Here is a 13,251-nt window from a genome sequence, read left to right as displayed (position 1 = left end):
AAGGAGATCCACGATGACCGACCAACTCATTATTTTCGACACCACCCTGCGCGACGGCGAGCAATCGCCCGGCGCATCGATGACGCGCGACGAGAAGATGCGCATCGCCAAGCAGCTCGAGCGGCTCAAGGTCGACGTGATCGAAGCCGGCTTCCCGGCCAGCTCGAACGGCGACTTCGAGGCCGTGAAGGCGATTGCCAACGCGATCAAGGACTCGACCGTGTGCGGCCTCTCGCGCGCCAACGACCGCGACATCGCACGCGCGGCCGAGGCGCTCAAGGGCGCGGGGCGCGGCCGCATCCACACCTTCATCGCGACCTCGCCGCTGCACATGGAGAAGAAGCTGCGCATGTCGCCCGACGAAGTGCACGAGCAGGCGAGGCTGGCGGTGCGTTTCGCGCGCAACCAGGTGGCCGACGTCGAGTTCAGCCCCGAGGACGGCTACCGCAGCGATCCCGACTTCCTCTGCCGCGTGCTCGAGACCGTGATCGCCGAGGGCGCGACCACGATCAACGTGCCCGACACCGTGGGCTACGCGATCCCCGAGCTCTATGGCAACTTCATCAAGATGCTGCGCGAGCGCATCCCCAACAGCGACAAGGCGATCTGGTCGGTGCACTGCCACAACGACCTCGGCATGGCGGTGGCCAATTCGCTCGCGGGCGTGAAGATCGGCGGCGCGCGCCAGGTCGAGTGCACGATCAACGGCCTGGGCGAGCGCGCGGGCAACTGCTCGCTCGAGGAGATCGTCATGGCCGTGAAGACGCGCAAGGACTACTTCGGGCTCGAGCTCAACATCGACACCCAGCACATCGTGGCCGCGAGCCGCATGGTGAGCCAGACCACCGGCTTCGTGGTGCAGCCCAACAAGGCGGTGGTGGGCGCCAACGCCTTCGCGCATGCCTCGGGCATCCACCAGGACGGCGTGCTCAAGGCCCGCGACACCTACGAGATCATGCGTGCCGAGGACGTGGGCTGGACCGCGAACAAGATCGTGCTGGGCAAGCTCAGCGGCCGCAACGCCTTCAAGCAGCGCCTGCAGGACCTCGGCGTCACGATGGAGAGCGAAGCCGAGATCAACGCGGCGTTCCTGCGCTTCAAGGAGCTGGCCGATCGCAAGTCGGAGATTTTCGACGAGGACATCCTCGCGCTCGTCAGCGCCGAGGAGCTGTCGAACGTTGACGAGCAGTTTGCTTTCGTCTCGCTCTCCCAGCACTCCGAAACCGGCGAACGCCCGCATGCGAAGGTCGTCTTCACGGCGCAGGGCAGGGAAGTCACCGGCGAATCCGATGGCAACGGTCCTGTCGATGCGTCGCTGAAGGCCATCGAATCGCACGTCCAAAGCGGCGCCGAGATGGTGCTTTACTCGGTCAATGCGATCAGTGGCTCGACAGAAAGCCAAGGAGAAGTTACAGTTCGGTTACAAAATGCGGGGCGGGTGGTGAATGGAGTAGGAGCGGATCCCGACATCGTGGTCGCGTCCGCCAAGGCTTATTTGAGTGCGCTCAACAAGTTACAGAGCCAAGCTGAGAGAGTGTCTGCGCAGGGGTAGGTTGGGAGCAGTCCTTGATATTCGAATGAAGAAAAGGATGCAAGTAACTGATATTGCGCGTCTTTTTTGATTTCGATACACTGCGGTCCTCATTTGCGCCGCTGGAGATTTATCAATGCCCGAAGCCCGTCTCCGCCGAGTTTCCAGCCAGCGGTTCTTGCCCGCAGTCAAATTCATCGCCGTCGCGCTCTGCGCCACGGCGTTTTTGCTGCCCGGCGCACAGGCCGCCAAGAAGGAAAAAACAGCTGCCGCCAAGACCTCCGTCGCCAAGAAGGCCAGGGGTTCGGCGCCGGTGGAAGTCAAGCGATCTGCCAAGGCCCGCGCCGGCCAGGCCGATCGAAGTGAAAAAGTCGTTCGCGGTGGCCGCAACGTGGTCGCCAGCATCCGCCAGAAGAACGGCAAGACCGTCGTGGCCGTGCAGCGCCGCTCGCTGGTCCGCGTCGAAACGCCGGCCCGCCAGTCCTTCGGTCAGCTCGCCGGTCTGCACAGCGTCGAAGACGCGCTCGACCTGAAGTCGAGCGTTGCGCTCGTGATCGACCAGGACACGCACGAGGTGCTGTTCAGCAAGAACGATCACGCCGTGCTGCCGATCGCGTCGCTCACCAAGCTGATGACCGGCCTGCTGATCAGCGAGGCCCGCCTGCCGAGCGACGAGCTGATCACCATCACCCAGGACGACGTCGACACCGAGAAGGGCAGCCGCTCGCGCCTGACGGTCGGCACCACGCTCTCGCGCGGCGAGCTGCTGCACCTGGCGCTGATGTCGAGCGAGAACCGCGCGGCGCACGCCCTGGGCCGCACCTATCCGGGCGGCCTCGCGACCTTCGTGAGCATCATGAACGCCAAGGCGAAGATGCTCGGCATGAAGGACACGCGCTACGTGGAACCCACGGGCCTGTCGAGCCGCAACCAGTCGAGCGCACAAGACCTCGCGCTGCTCGTCAACGCCGCCTATGCCGACCCCACCGTGCGCTCGCTGTCGACCTCGCCCGAGTACCAGGTCGAAGTCGGCAACCGCGTGCTGCAGTTCAACACCACCAACCGCCTCGTGAAGAGCCCCGACTGGGACATCGGCCTGCAGAAGACCGGCTACATCTCCGAAGCGGGGCAGTGCCTCGTCATGCAGGCGAAGGTGGCCGGCCGCAAGCTGATCATGGTGTTCCTGGATTCGGCCGGCAAGTTCAGCCGCATCGCCGATGCGGAACGCGTCCGCCGCTGGGTCGAGGCCACGCATGCCTCGACGGGCTCGCCGGCTGCGTCGCGCAGCGCACCGCCGAGCTACCAGGTCGCCGGCTGAGCGGCCGACGGGCCGGCCGCCGCCGGCCCGGCCTCAGGCGACGGCCGAAGAGCCGTTGCCTCCCACCGCCGGAGTCCCGCCCGCGCTCTTGTGGCCGAGCGCTTCCGAGATCTCGTTCGCCGTGGCCTGCAGCTTGGGCAGCCAGCCTTCGTCCAGCCGATCCGCGGGCGCCGAGATCGACAGCCCCGCCACCAGCTTGCCCTGGTCGTCGTAGATGCCGGCGGCCATGCAGCGCACCCCCAGCTCGAGCTCCTCGTTGTCGCGCGCAATGCCGTATTGGCGTGCCTTGGACAGTTCGCGTTCGAGCGCGGGCAATTGCGTGATGCTGTTGCGCGTGTGGCCCGCCAGTCCGGTGCGCGTGGCATAGCTGCGCACGCGCTGCGGGTCGTCCGCGGCGAGGAACAGCTTCCCCGTCGACGTGAGGTGCAGCGCCGCGCGGCCGCCGATGGCGCGCACCACCTGCATGCCCGAGCGTTCGCTGTACGAGCGCTCGATGTAGACGATCTCGTCGCCCTGGCGCATGCTGAGGTTCACCGGCTGCTGCGTGATCTTGTGCAGTTCGCGCATCGGGCCCAGCGCGGCGTCGCGCACGTTGAGCCGCCCCTTGACCAGGTTGCCCAGCTCGAGCAGCCGCATGCCCAGCCGGTAGCTGCCGGCCTCGGGCCGGTCGACGAAGCGCCCGACCGCCAGGTCGTTGAGGATGCGGTGCGTGGTGGAAGGATGCAGGCCGGTCTTCTCGCTGATTTCCTTCAGCGAAATGGCCTCCTCGCGCGAGGCGAGCACGTCGATCAGCGCGAACATGCGCTCGATCACCTGGATGACTGGAACGGCAGGAACGTCGGTTTGGTTTTTTCTCATGGCGCGATGCGGTGTGGACCGGGCGCCATTTTATCTTGTGAAATCAGTCGGCGCTTGCCAGCGGCCATCGATCAGCAATTCGTGCGGGGCGAAGCGCGCCTTGTAGTTCATCTTGGCGCTGCCCTCGATCCAGTAGCCCAGATAGACGTGCGGCAGGCCGAGCTTGCGCGCCTGCTCGATCTGCCACAGCACGCTGTAGGTGCCGTAGCCGGCCGAGGCGCCGGGTTCGTAGAAGGTGTAGACGGCCGAGATGCCGTCGTTCAGCACGTCGAGGATCGACACCATGCGCAGCGCGCCGACGGTGCCCTCGGGCGAGACCTCGCGGAACTCCACGAGCCGCGAATTGACGCGGCTCTGCAGCAGGAACTGGGTGTACTGGTCGATGCTGTCGTGGTCCATGCCGCCGCCCGCATGGCGGCCGTTCTGGTAGCGCAGGTAGAGCTGGTAGTGCTCGGGCACGAAGCAGAGCTTGAGCACCCGCGCCTGCAGGTTGCGGTGCTGCTTCACGGCGCGCCGCTGGCTGCGGCTGGGATGGAAGCCGTCGACCAGCACGCGCAGCGGAATGCAGGCGCGGCATCCGTCGCAATAGGGCCGGTAGGTGAACATGCCGCTGCGCCGGAAGCCGCTGAGCACCAAGTCGGAGTACGCGTCGTTGTGGATCAGGTGGCTGGGCGTGGCCACCTGCGAGCGGGCCTGGCGATCCGGCAGGTAGCTGCACGGATAGGGCGCCGTCGCGTAGAACTGCAGCGTGTGAAGCGGAAGGTCCTTGAGGTGCGTCACGGCGTTCGGGAAGGTCGTGCGGAAAGGAGTTCCGACCAGTATACGGGCTCGAAATGCCATCGTGGCCCCTGCTGCGCACGGGCGCCCGCCACATGCGCCACGAAGCTGCCGCGGTCCATTTCGCGCGCGCCCAGGCTCGCGAGGTGCGCAGTGTTCTGCTGGCAGTCGATCATCCGCACGCCGAAGCGGCGGCACAGGCAGACCAGCGCCGCGAGCGCGATCTTCGAGGCGTCGGGGCGGCGCGTGAACATCGATTCGCCGAACACCGCGCGCCCGAGCGCCACGCAGTAGAGCCCGCCCGCGAGTTCGCCGTCGATCCAGGTCTCGACGCTGTGCGCGTGCCCGGCGCGGTGCAGCGCCGTGTAGGCCTCCACCATGTCCGGCACGATCCAGGTGCCCGACTGGCCGATGCGCGGCGCCTGCGAGCAGGCACGGATCACGGCGGCGAAGTCGTGGTCGATGCGGATCTCGCAGCCCGGCGTCTGCGCGAAGCGCGCCAGCGTCTTGCGCAGCGACCTGTGGAGCCTGAAGTCGGCCACCTGCAGCACCATGCGCGGGTCCGGGCTCCACCAGAGGATCGGCTGGTCGTCGCTGAACCAGGGAAACACGCAGCGGCCGTAGGCCTGCACCAGCGTGTCGACGTCGAGCGCGCCGCCGGCGGCGAGCAGGCCGGGCACGGGATCGGCTTCTCCCCACGCGGACGCGGGATCGGGCAGGGCGTCGCCGGGTTCGAGCCAGGGCAGTTGTTGCATGGCCGAGGTATACACGGCTTCGCATGCGTTTCGCCAATGCAGGGAAAATGCGGCCGCGGCGGCCGGTCGCAAACGATTGCGAACCTTCGTTCGAGCTTGCCGACCGAAGCGTGCAAGACTATCCGAAGCCCCTATAGTGCAGCCTCCATCGCACCCAGAAGCCCCCGCCAGGCCGTTCGCCTCGCCGCGGAGGCACCAAGAGGACCACGTTGACCACTGATTCCAATTCCATGCGTTTCGGCAGCGGCCATGCGGTTCGCCGCCTGGAGGACGAAAGCCTGCTGGCCGGCGCGGGCCGCTACACCGACGACGTCGCGCTGCCGGGGCAGACCCACCTCGTCTTCGTGCGCTCGCCGTACCCCCATGCCCGCATCCTCTCGATCGACACCGCCGCCGCGGCGGCCATGCCCGGCGTGCTGCGCGTGTTCACCGGTGCCGAACTGGTCGCGGCCGGCGTGCAGCCGATGCCCGGGGCCGCGGGCTTCAAGCGGGCCGACGGCGGCGACTGTGCCAGCCCGCCGCGCCGGGCCATGGCCCATGAGCGGGCGCGCTTCGTCGGCGAGGCGGTGGCGGCGGTGGTGGCCGAATCCGTGCGCGAGGCGCGCGATGCCGCCGAGGCCGTGGTGGTCGACTACGACGCGCTGCCGATGGTGGTCGACCTTGCCAGCGCCACGGCCGAAGGCGCGCCGCTGCTGTGCGAAGAGGCGACCGGCAACGTCGCCGCCGAGATGCGCCACGGCAACAGCCAGGCCGCGACCGCCGCCTTCGCCGAAGCGCGGCACGTGGTCTCTCTCGACGTGGTCAACCAGCGCGTGGTCGCGCTCACCATCGAGCCGCGCTCGGTGCTGGCGGCGCCCGACCCCGAGACCGGCCGGCTCACGATCCGCATGAGCACGCAGATGCCCTCGGGCGTGCGCGACTCGGTCTGCGCCGCCCTGGGGCTGGCGAAGGAGAAGGTGCGCGTGGTGGTCGGCGATGTCGGCGGCGGCTTCGGCATGAAGACCGGCGCCTATCCGGAGGACATCGCGGTCGCGTTCGCCGCACGCGAGGTGGGGCGGCCCGTGAAGTGGGTGGCCGACCGCAGCGAGGAGTTCCTGTCGAGCGCGCACGGCCGCGACATCGAGGCCAAGGCCGAACTCGCGCTCGACGCGGACGGCCGGATCCTCGCGCTGCGCATCCGCACGCTCGCGAACGTCGGCGCCTATGCCACCGGCACCGGCGTGGCGATCCAGCTCTTGATCGGCCCCTGGGTGCAGACCAGCGTCTACGACATCCAGACCATCGACTTCCATTTCAAGGCGGTGCTCACCAACACCGCGCCCACCGGCGCCTACCGCGGCGCAGGCCGGCCCGAGGCCATCTTCACCATCGAGCGGCTGATGGACGAGGCCGCGCGCCAGCTCGGCATCGACCGCGTCACGCTGCGCCGGCGCAACTTCATTCGCCCCGAGCAGATGCCGTACAAGAACCCGATGGCGCAGACCTACGACACCGGCAAGTTCGAATCGGTGATGGACCAGGCGCTCGCGCTGGCCGACTGGAACGGCTTCGAGGCACGCGCGGCCGAATCCGCCGGGCGCGGCAAGCACCGCGGCCTCGGCATCGCCACCTTCCTCGAATGGACCGGCGGCAACGTGTTCGAGGAGCGCGTCACGGTTTCGGTGCAGGCCGACGGCGTGATCGAGGTGTTCTCGGCCGTCAACGCGATGGGCCAGGGCATCGCGACCTCGCTCGCGCAACTGGCGGTCGATGCCTTCGGCGTGCCGATCGAGAAGGTGCGCGTGGTGCTCGGCGACACCGACCGCGGCGACGGCTTCGGCAGCGCCGGCTCGCGCTCGCTGTTCACGGGCGGCTCGGCGGTGCGCATCGGCGCCGAGCGCACCATCGACAAGGCGCGCGAACTCGCGGCGCAGGAGTTCGAAGCCTCGATCGACGACGTCACCTACAGCCGCGGCGTCTTCACCGTGGCCGGCACCGACCTCGAACTCGATCTCTTCACGCTCGCCGGCAGGCAGCCCCAGCGCGAGATCTTCGTCGATTCGACCAGCACCGTGGCCGGCCCGACCTGGCCCAACGGCTGCCACATCTGCGAGGTCGAGATCGACCCGCCCACGGGCGAGATCAGCGTGGTGGCCTACAGCTCCGTCAACGACGTCGGCCGCGTCATCAATCCGATGATCGTGCGCGGCCAGCTCGAAGGCGGCGCGGTGCAGGGCATCGGCCAGGCGCTGTGCGAGCAGGTGGTGTACGACAACGAAACCGGCCAGCCGCTGACCGGCAGCCTGATGGACTACGCCGCGCCGCGCGCGGACATCGTCGACACCATGTTCCACATGGAGATGGACGAATCGACGCCGTGCGCCAACAACCCGCTCGGCGTGAAGGGCGTGGGCGAGCTCGGCACCATCGGCGCCACGCCGGCCATCGTCAATGCGGTGGCCGATGCGTTCGCGCGCAACGGCCTCGCGTCGAATGCGCCGCGCCTGAACATGCCGCTGAGCCCCGCGCGCGTGTGGCAGGCGATGCACACCGTCGACTGACGGCGTCGCGCGGGGCTGGCCGGAGGATCGAAGCCATGCGCGTCACCACCGAGCTGCAGACCGGCGACATCCGCGTCTCGCGCTACTGCTGCGACGCGGGCCCCGGCGCCCGGCCCTTCACCGAGCTGCACCAGGGCCATTCGGTCTCCTACGTGCGCCGCGGCAGCTTCGGCTACCGCACGCGCGGCCGCGCCTACGAACTCGTCGCGGGTTCGGTGCTGGTGGGATGCCCGGGCGACGAATACGTCTGCACGCACGATCACCATGCCTGCGGCGACGAGTGCCTGGCCTTCCACCTGTCGCCGGGCTTCGTCGAGCTGATCGGCGGCGATCCGGCTGCCTGGCGCACCGGCGGCGTTCCACCGCTGGCGGAGCTGATGGTGATCGGCGAGCTCGCCCAGGCCGCGGCGGAGGGGCAGGGCGACGCCGGCCTCGACGAGCTGGGCATGTGGTTCGCGAGCCGTTTCGTCGACTTGGTCTCGGGCCGGCGAAAGGCTGCGGCGCCTTCCGAAGCCACGCCGCGCGACCGCCGCCGCGCGGTCGACGCCGCGATATGGATCGATGCGCATGCTGCGCGGCACGACATCGGCCTCGAGGCGATCGCCGCCGAAGCCGGCCTCAGCGCCTTCCATTTCCTGCGGCTGTTCTCGCAGGTGCTCGGCGTCACGCCGCACCAGTACCTCGTGCGCTCGCGCCTGCGGCATGCCGCGCGGCTGCTGGCGGACGACCTGCACCGCCCGGTCACCGAGGTGGCGCTCGACGTGGGCTTTGCCGACCTGAGCAACTTCGTGCGCACCTTCCGCCGCGCCGCGGGCGTGTCGCCGGGCGGCTTCCGCAAGGCGGCACGCGGCGACCGCAAGATTCTCCAAGACCGGCTGGCCGCGCTGCTCGACGATGGACGCCTGATCCACTCGTCGACCCGCTGAAGCGGGCCTTGCCATGGCCACGATCTACCAGGAATTCATCGTCGAAGCCGATGCGGCCCACGTGTGGGACGCGCTGCGCGACTTCAACGCTGTGCACACGCGGCTCGCGCCGGGCTTTCTCACCGCCTGCACCATCGATGCGGAGGGCGGACGCATCCTCACTTTCGCCAACGGCCTGGTCGCACGCGAGGCGCTGGTCGGACTCGACGACGCCCATCGACGCCTGGCCTACACCGTCACCGGCGGCAAGGCCGCGCACCACCATGCCTCGGCGCAGGTGTTCGAGGAGGGCGCGGGCCGTTCGCGCTTCGTCTGGATCACCGACGTGCTGCCCGACAAGATGGCCGCCTACATCGCGCCGATGATGGTGCAGGGCGGCGCGGCGATGAAGGCCGCGCTCGAGGCGTCTCAGAAGTCCTCGAGCGGCAGCCCCACGTAGTTCTCCGCCAGTGCGGTGGAGGCGGCGGTCGAATGGACCAGGTAGTCGAGCTCGGCTTCCTGGATCTTCTGGCCGAAGGCGCCGGTCTCGGGGAAGCGGTGCATCAGCGAGGTGAACCACCACGAGAAGCGCTCGGCCTTCCAGACGCGCCGCAGGCAGAGGTCGGAGTACCGGTCGAGCGCCGAAGCCGATCGCTCGCGGTAGAAGATCTCGAAGGCGCGCGAGAGGTAGCCCACGTCCGCGGTCGCGAGGTTCAGGCCCTTGGCGCCCGTCGGCGGCACGATGTGCGCCGCGTCCCCCGCGAGGAACAGCGCGCCGAAGCGCATCGGCTCGGCCACGAAGCTGCGCAGCGGCGCGATGCTCTTCTCGAGCGAGGGGCCGGTCACCAGCCGCTCGCGCGCCTCGGGATCGAGCCGTGCGCGCAGTTCGTTCCAGAAGGCCTCGTCGCTCCAGTTCTCGACGCGCTCCTCGGTCGGCACCTGCACGTAGTAGCGCGAGCGCGTGGCGCTGCGCATGCTGCACAGCGCGAAGCCGCGCTCGGTGTTGGCGTAGATCAGTTCGTGCGAGACCGGCGGCACGTCGGCCAGCACGCCGAGCCATCCGAAGGGGTAGATCTTCTCGTAGGTCCGGATCGCGTCGGCGGGCACGCTCGCGCGGCTCACGCCGTGGTAGCCGTCGCAGCCCGCGATGAAGTCGCAGGCGATCTCGTGCGTCTGCCCGTCCTTTTCGTAGCGCACCCGCGGCTGGTCGGAAGCGAAGTCGTGCAGGCTCACGTTGGCCGCGCCATAGACGGTGGTCAGGCCCTCGGCCGCGCGCGCTTCCATCAGGTCGCGCGTCACCTCGGTCTGGCCGTACACCGTGACCTGCTTGCCGCCCGTGAGCCCGTGCATGTCGATGCGGTGCCGCGCACCCTTGAACAGCAGCTCGATGCCCTCGTGCGGCAGCCCTTCGGCCCTGGCGCGCGCGTCGACGCCGGCGCGCGCCAGCAGGTCCATGGTGACCTGCTCGAGCACCCCGGCGCGGATGCGCCCGAGCACGTAGTCGCCGCTCTGGCGTTCGACGATGACGTTGTCGATGCCCGCCTTGAAGAGCAGTTGCCCCAGAAGCAGGCCAGCCGGGCCCGCGCCGATGATCGCGACCTGTGTGCGCATGTTCGTGTCTCCGTGAGGGCCAGAGCGTAGGACGCGCGCGGCGCGCCGTCCGGGCAGTCGGCAAGGCTCTGTGCGATCATGCGACCGGCTGCGCGATGATCGCGCAACACTTCGTCCCACACGCCGAATGACCATCGCCAAAGCCGACTTCATCGAGGGCATCGCCAAGGGCATGGCCGTGCTCGAGAGCTTCGACACCGAACGCCAGCGCCTCAACGCCACGCTCGCCGCCGAGCGCGCCGGCCTCACGCGCGCCGCCGCGCGCCGGCACCTGCTCACGCTCGCGCACCTGGGCTACCTGGAGACCGACGGCAGCTATTTCTGGATGGCACCGAAGGTTTTGCGCTTCTCGGGCAGCTACCTGGCCTCGTCGCGCCTGCCGCGCGCGCTGCAGCCCACGCTCAACCGGCTCGCCTCGCAGACCGGCGAATCGTTCTCGGCCGTGGTGCTCGACGGCGAAGAGGTGGTCATCATCGCGCGCAGCGGCAGCTATGGTTCGCCGACGCGCGTGCTGGCCTACGGCCTGCACCTCGGTGCGCGGCTGCCGGCGCATGCGACCTCCACCGGGCGCGTGCTGCTCGCGGCCCTGCCGCCGGCGCAGTTCGCGCAATGGCTCAAGGGGCGCCAGCTCGCGCGGCTCACGCCCCACACCACGACGCAGGCGCGCAGCCTGCGCCAGCTGGTCTCGCGCGTGCGCAAGGACGACTGCTGCTTCGCGAGCGAGGAGCACGAGCTCGGCGTGCAGGCGCTCGCGGTGCCGCTGCGCGACATGCAGGGCCACACCGTGGCCGCGCTCAACGTGGTGCTCTCGGGCACGCGCTACCAGGAGGAAGCGCTGCGGCGCGAGATGCTGCCGCTGCTCTTCGAGGCCGCGCGCGAGGTGCGGGCGCTGCTCTGAACTTCCGCACCGCCGCCCCGTCGAACCCCGACAACCACATACCCACAGCCATGCGACTCCTGCTTCTCGAAGACGACGTGATGATCGGCGAGGCCGTGCTCGACCTGCTGCGGGCCGAGCAGTACGCCGTCGACTGGGTCAAGGACGGCGAAGCGGCCGAGAGCGCACTGCGCACCCAGCACTACGACCTGGTGCTGCTCGACCTCGGCGTGCCGCGCCGCGACGGCCTGGAGGTGCTGCGCAACCTGCGCGCGCGCAAGCAGCGCATGCCGGTGCTGATCGCCACCGCGCGCGATTCGGTGCAGCAGCGCATCGAAGGGCTCGACGCCGGCGCCGACGACTACGTGCTCAAGCCCTACGACCTCGACGAGCTGCTGGCGCGCATCCGCGCGCTGCTGCGCCGCGCCGCGGGCCGCGCCGAGCCGGTGTACGAGCACATGGGCGTGAGCATCAACCCCGCCACGCGCGAGGTCACGGTCGGCGGCCAGCCGGTGGTGCTGTCGGCGCGCGAATGGGCGGTGCTCGAGCCGCTGATCGCGCGGCCGGGCATGGTGCTCTCGCGCGCCCAGCTCGAGGAGAAGCTCTACGGCTGGAAGGACGAGATCAGCAGCAACGCGGTCGAGGTGTACGTGCACGGCCTGCGCAAGAAGCTCGGCGCAGAGTTCATCCGCAACGTGCGCGGCGTCGGCTACATGATTCCCCGACTATGAAGCGGGCTTTGATCGGCTCGCTGCGCGCGCGGCTGCTGTGGTTCCTGCTCGCGGCCATCGTGCTCGCGGCCGGGGCGCAGGCGCTGGTGGCCTATCGCACGGTGCTGCGCGAGGCCGACGAGATCTTCGACTACCACATGCAGCAGATGGCGCTCTCGCTGCGTGCCGGGCTGCCGCCGAGCGCCGCGGTGGGCGGCATCGGCAGTGGGGAGCAGAACTTCGACTTCGTGGTGCAGGTCTGGACCGTCCACGGCGTGCGCATCTTCGAATCGGCGGAGCAGGCGGCGCTGCCGCAGGTCGCGGTGCTCGGCTTCGCCCACGTGCGTGCGCGCGGCAGCACCTACCGGGTGTTCTCGATGCAGACCGGCGGGCTCGTGATCCAGGTGGCGCAGGACATGGCCGCGCGCCGCAACATGGCGGGCGCGCTGGCACTGCGCACCATCGCGCCGGTGGCGCTGATGGCGCCGCTCCTGATGCTGGTGGTCTGGTGGGTGGTGAGCCGTTCGCTCGCGCCGGTGGCGCGCGTGCGCCAGCAGGTCGCCTCGCGGCAGGCCGACGATCTCTCGCCCGTGAGCGCCGAAGGCCTGCCCGACGAGGTGCGCCCGCTGGTGCAGGAGCTCAACCTGCTGTTCGACCGCGTGCGCCATGCCTTCGACGCGCAGAAGCATTTCGTGGCCGATGCGGCGCACGAGCTGCGCTCGCCGCTCGCCGCGCTGAAGCTGCAGGTGCAGGGCCTGCAGCGCGCACCCGATGCCGCGGCGCGCGAGCTGGCGGTGAGCCGGCTTTCCGCGGGCATCGACCGTGCGACGCGCCTGGTGGAGCAGATGCTCGCGCTGGCGCGGCACGAAGCGAGCATGGCCGCCGGCGCGCCGCCCGAGCCGGTCGACCTGGCCGAGGTCGCGCGGCTCGCGATCTCGGACGCCATCGCGGCCGCGCAGGCGCGCAGCATCGACATCGGCATCTCGCACGCCGAGGCGGCCGTGGTGCAGGGCCAGCCCGAGGCGCTGCGCATGCTGCTGCGCAACCTGGTCGAGAACGCGGTGAAGTACACGCCCGAAGAGGGCCGCGTCGACGTGGCGATCACGCGGCGCGGCGACGCGGTCGAACTCAGCGTCGACGACAGCGGTCCCGGCCTGCCGCCTGCCGAGCGCGAGCGCGTGCTCGACCGCTTCTACCGCGCCGGCGAGCCGCAGGCGCCGGGCAGCGGCCTGGGCTTGTCGATCGTCAAGTCCATTGCCGAACTGCACGGCGCGCGCGTGGCGCTGGACGCCTCGCCGAGCCTCGGCGGCCTGCGGGTGGTGGTGCACTTTCCGCCGTCGCGGCAGCCCGATCCGCCGGTTTAAGCGAC

General features: G+C 69.5%; 12 protein-coding genes. 8 read left to right on the top strand and 4 right to left on the bottom strand.

Annotated features, from left to right (window positions below; translation table 11 throughout):
• The first annotated feature begins 13 nt into the window (after window positions 1–13).
• A complete protein-coding gene (locus tag M2165_RS23180; RefSeq protein ID WP_280816923.1) occupies window positions 14–1,552 on the top strand; it encodes a 2-isopropylmalate synthase in 1,539 nt (512 codons plus the stop codon).
• 115 nt (window positions 1,553–1,667) lie between these two features.
• Entirely contained in the window at window positions 1,668–2,849 is a 1,182-nt protein-coding gene (locus M2165_RS23175; RefSeq protein WP_280816922.1) for a serine hydrolase, read from the top strand.
• A 33-nt stretch (window positions 2,850–2,882) separates the two neighbouring features.
• On the opposite strand, the gene M2165_RS23170 is transcribed toward M2165_RS23175, so the two are convergent.
• Genes M2165_RS23170 through aat form a run of 3 tightly spaced genes read right to left on the bottom strand, consistent with a single transcriptional unit; the run spans window position 2,883 to window position 5,239 of the window.
• Window positions 2,883–3,707 carry an IclR family transcriptional regulator gene (locus tag M2165_RS23170; protein WP_280816921.1) on the bottom strand — a complete coding sequence of 275 codons (825 nt, stop codon included), beginning with the start codon at window positions 3,705–3,707 and terminating at the stop codon, window positions 2,883–2,885.
• 30 nt (window positions 3,708–3,737) lie between these two features.
• Window positions 3,738–4,487, bottom strand: a complete 750-nt coding sequence (locus M2165_RS23165; protein WP_280816920.1) for an arginyltransferase — start codon at window positions 4,485–4,487, stop codon at window positions 3,738–3,740.
• Window positions 4,484–5,239, bottom strand: coding sequence for a leucyl/phenylalanyl-tRNA--protein transferase (gene aat / locus M2165_RS23160; protein WP_280816919.1), 756 nt, complete (start codon window positions 5,237–5,239; stop codon window positions 4,484–4,486). The genes M2165_RS23165 and aat overlap by 4 nt, the downstream gene beginning before the upstream one ends.
• A gap of 209 nt (window positions 5,240–5,448) precedes the next feature.
• Here aat and M2165_RS23155 point away from each other — a divergent pair, with 209 nt between their 5' ends.
• From M2165_RS23155 to M2165_RS23145, 3 genes are read left to right on the top strand one after another with little or no spacing between them, the layout of a single operon-like run.
• Window positions 5,449–7,779, top strand: a complete 2,331-nt coding sequence (locus M2165_RS23155; RefSeq protein ID WP_280816918.1) for a xanthine dehydrogenase family protein molybdopterin-binding subunit — start codon at window positions 5,449–5,451, stop codon at window positions 7,777–7,779.
• Between the two features lie 35 nt (window positions 7,780–7,814).
• Entirely contained in the window at window positions 7,815–8,705 is an 891-nt protein-coding gene (locus M2165_RS23150) for an AraC family transcriptional regulator (protein ID WP_280816917.1), read from the top strand.
• Between the two features lie 13 nt (window positions 8,706–8,718).
• Window positions 8,719–9,144 carry an SRPBCC family protein gene (locus M2165_RS23145; protein ID WP_280816916.1) on the top strand — a complete coding sequence of 142 codons (426 nt, stop codon included), beginning with the start codon at window positions 8,719–8,721 and terminating at the stop codon, window positions 9,142–9,144.
• Here M2165_RS23145 and pobA read toward each other — a convergent pair.
• A complete protein-coding gene (pobA, locus tag M2165_RS23140; protein WP_280816915.1) occupies window positions 9,114–10,295 on the bottom strand; it encodes a 4-hydroxybenzoate 3-monooxygenase in 1,182 nt (393 codons plus the stop codon). The two genes, M2165_RS23145 and pobA, sit on opposite strands and share 31 nt — an antisense overlap.
• A gap of 127 nt (window positions 10,296–10,422) precedes the next feature.
• On the opposite strand from pobA, the gene M2165_RS23135 reads away from it, so the two are divergent.
• Genes M2165_RS23135 through M2165_RS23125 form a run of 3 tightly spaced genes read left to right on the top strand, consistent with a single transcriptional unit; the run spans window position 10,423 to window position 13,246 of the window.
• Window positions 10,423–11,193: an IclR family transcriptional regulator C-terminal domain-containing protein gene (locus tag M2165_RS23135; protein WP_280816914.1), complete on the top strand. Its 771-nt coding sequence runs from the start codon at window positions 10,423–10,425 to the stop codon at window positions 11,191–11,193.
• A 50-nt stretch (window positions 11,194–11,243) separates the two neighbouring features.
• On the top strand, window positions 11,244–11,903 hold the full coding sequence (locus tag M2165_RS23130; protein ID WP_280816913.1) for a response regulator transcription factor: 660 nt from the start codon (window positions 11,244–11,246) through the stop codon (window positions 11,901–11,903).
• Window positions 11,900–13,246, top strand: coding sequence for an ATP-binding protein (locus M2165_RS23125; RefSeq protein ID WP_280816912.1), 1,347 nt, complete (start codon window positions 11,900–11,902; stop codon window positions 13,244–13,246). Before M2165_RS23130 ends, M2165_RS23125 begins: the two co-directional genes overlap by 4 nt.
• Window positions 13,247–13,251 lie beyond the last annotated feature (5 nt).

The sequence above is a fragment of the Variovorax sp. TBS-050B genome, from assembly GCF_029893635.1.
Taxonomy (GTDB): Bacteria; Pseudomonadota; Gammaproteobacteria; order Burkholderiales; family Burkholderiaceae_C; genus Variovorax.
This window is presented reverse-complemented; position numbering and strand designations above follow the sequence as displayed.

Excerpts from the sequence above, each read along its gene's own strand:
- pobA (WP_280816915.1), bottom strand. The coding sequence starts at position 10,295 with ATGCGCACACAGGTCGCGATCATCGGCGCGGGCCCGGCTGGCCTGCTT.
- M2165_RS23135 (WP_280816914.1), top strand. The coding sequence starts at position 10,423 with ATGACCATCGCCAAAGCCGACTTCATCGAGGGCATCGCCAAGGGCATG.
- M2165_RS23145 (WP_280816916.1), top strand. The coding sequence starts at position 8,719 with ATGGCCACGATCTACCAGGAATTCATCGTCGAAGCCGATGCGGCCCAC.
- M2165_RS23130 (WP_280816913.1), top strand. The coding sequence starts at position 11,244 with ATGCGACTCCTGCTTCTCGAAGACGACGTGATGATCGGCGAGGCCGTG.
- M2165_RS23180 (WP_280816923.1), top strand. The coding sequence starts at position 14 with ATGACCGACCAACTCATTATTTTCGACACCACCCTGCGCGACGGCGAG.
- aat (WP_280816919.1), bottom strand. The coding sequence starts at position 5,239 with ATGCAACAACTGCCCTGGCTCGAACCCGGCGACGCCCTGCCCGATCCC.
- M2165_RS23125 (WP_280816912.1), top strand. The coding sequence starts at position 11,900 with ATGAAGCGGGCTTTGATCGGCTCGCTGCGCGCGCGGCTGCTGTGGTTC.
- M2165_RS23170 (WP_280816921.1), bottom strand. The coding sequence starts at position 3,707 with ATGAGAAAAAACCAAACCGACGTTCCTGCCGTTCCAGTCATCCAGGTG.
- M2165_RS23175 (WP_280816922.1), top strand. The coding sequence starts at position 1,668 with ATGCCCGAAGCCCGTCTCCGCCGAGTTTCCAGCCAGCGGTTCTTGCCC.
- M2165_RS23150 (WP_280816917.1), top strand. The coding sequence starts at position 7,815 with ATGCGCGTCACCACCGAGCTGCAGACCGGCGACATCCGCGTCTCGCGC.